1 protein-coding gene is annotated in these 2098 nt (G+C 66.7%); it reads left to right on the forward strand.

What is annotated here, in order from left to right; translation table 11 throughout:
* Nucleotides 1-418: 418 nt before the first annotated feature.
* A partial coding sequence (locus ABD901_RS58410) for a hypothetical protein (protein ID WP_345144991.1) occupies nt 419-2098 on the forward strand: 1680 nt, incomplete at its 3' end.

The raw sequence follows: 2098 nt of genomic DNA on the forward strand, positions 1-2098 counted from the left end.
GCAGCATGTGGTGTTGGTGGAGCGTGTGGCCGAGGATGGCCGGTTTGTGATGGTGGAGACGCAGCCGGAGGTGGGGGGTCGGTCGTCGTTGGTGGAGATCGGTCCGGGGCGGGTGCCGGCGGTGTTGGGGGGGCCGGTTCGGTTGGTGAGGGATGCGCAGGGCGGGTTGGGTCAGGTGCGGGTGTCGGGGCGGGGTGGTGGCGGATCGCGGGTGGCACGGCCGGTGTCGCTGGTGCCTGGGTTGGTGGATCCGCCGGCGAGTGCTGCGCCGGGGATGCGCCGGTTGTTCCGCGCTGTCACGCGGCGCCTGACCCGGCCTGGCGGCGGCGAAGAACAGCGGCCCGTGGCGGGGCCGTCGTCGTCGGCGGCGGCGGATCAGGGTCGGTCGTCCTCGGCATCTTACGTCGTGCGAGGTCCGATGCGGCCCGAGGTGATCGAGCGGCTTCTCGCGGAGTCCTCACCTGACTCGTTCACGCAGGTGACGAGATACAGGACTGTAGCTACAGATGCAGATACGGCCTCGTGGCCGGCGACCGTTGATCGCCCCAGCGGGCCGCTGTCGCAGGAGGTGACGGTCGCGGCGTACGGCGTGCTCAGGCTGAGCGAGGCTTCTTCCCGGCCGTTGGCGCGGCCGGGCATGCCAGTGGACGTCTTCCGGGTCAATCTCCGCATGGTGCCGTTGGACGGCGTGAGGGTGGCGGAGGTGCATCATCTGCAAGTTCTGGCACAACGGGCAGCCCGCATGGTCAATGATGCGCAGCTTGTCTCGGCCGACGGGCGGCAGCTCTATCTGCAAGTCACGTTCCATGACCGTGAGGAGCCGCATTGGACCCCCACAGTTCGTCCGCACCGGGAACCGGACGATTCATCGATCAATGATCCGAATGTGTGGCCGACCGATGAACTGCTTTCGGGTCGAGACGATGATGATGCCCGCGAAATGCTTAACCGTTTGTTGCGCATGCTGGGCGTGGAACATCGGGTGGTTGATCCACCCAGCCTTGCTGCACTATGGTCGGCGATAAACTCCACACTGGAAACCCATGCGGCAGAACCGGCTGAACTTGCATATACGCGGGATAGCCGCGGGGAGCCGATTCCGTCCAACTTCCAACCGGTCGTTGTCGAGCATGGCCGCACAGTGCTGAGGATGTACGGGCCGGACATAGCCAGACTCGATCCATCGTCTGATGCGATCCTGCACGGGTTGAGATCGGACGACCACGCGGTTCCGTTGCGGGAGTTCACGGAGCGGTTGATGGCTCGCCGATTGGCCGATGGGTGGCTCGTGCCGGCGTCCGGCGGCTTGCATATCGTGGTGTACGGGCCCGGCCTGCCCGCCGAGGCGAGGCCCACCCCCGCATCGCGGCGCTTGGCCCAGGATGTGCTGAGGGTATTGGCTCGGGCGGTCGAGGTGTCCACGCCCGCGGGCGCGGCTGGAGCACGAGCCGACGAAATCTACGCAGCTTTGCAGGCCTCGCTTTCACTGATGGTCTCGTCGCCGAACTGGGACACGCGCTCGCCGTGGAGGGTGGAAATTGGTTACGGCGTCGTAGGTCCGTCGGCTTCGGAGCCGGTTGCGGGGTCATCGGGCGCGCGTTCGGTGCCGCTGGCAACGTCTCCGGCGATTGGGACGGTAGCGGTCCGCTCACTGCGGCGCCTGCCTAACGGGGCGTGGCTGGTGCCATCGCCGATGCGCGAGAGGTATCTGGAAGCGACGGTTGGGCGGCGGCCGATCCCCGATGGTGTGGTCGTCGTGACCGGAGTGGTCGTCTATGCGGGCGCGGGGTTGGCTGATCGGGGGCTACACAATCGTCGGTGGGAAACGCATCGGGGGGAACCTCGCCTGGGTCCCGGCATGCTGACGGCGGAAGAGGTGGTGGATTGGCCGTTCCATGATCCGGGCGTCGACCCGAGCGACATCGACGCTACGCGTCCATTGGTGTTGTTCGCGATGGGTTCGCCGTCCGACGTGGCCGAGCTCGCCCGGCGGATGCAGGCGCATATCGATGAGCGGTCGCTGCATGGTGTGGAGGTTCCGAGGGCGGTGGTGTATTCCCCGTCCGGGGATGGTGCTTCCTGGTTTGTCACGCAACCG

It is taken from the genome of Dactylosporangium darangshiense, from assembly GCF_039537565.1.
GTDB lineage: Bacteria > Actinomycetota > Actinomycetes > Mycobacteriales > Micromonosporaceae > Dactylosporangium > Dactylosporangium darangshiense.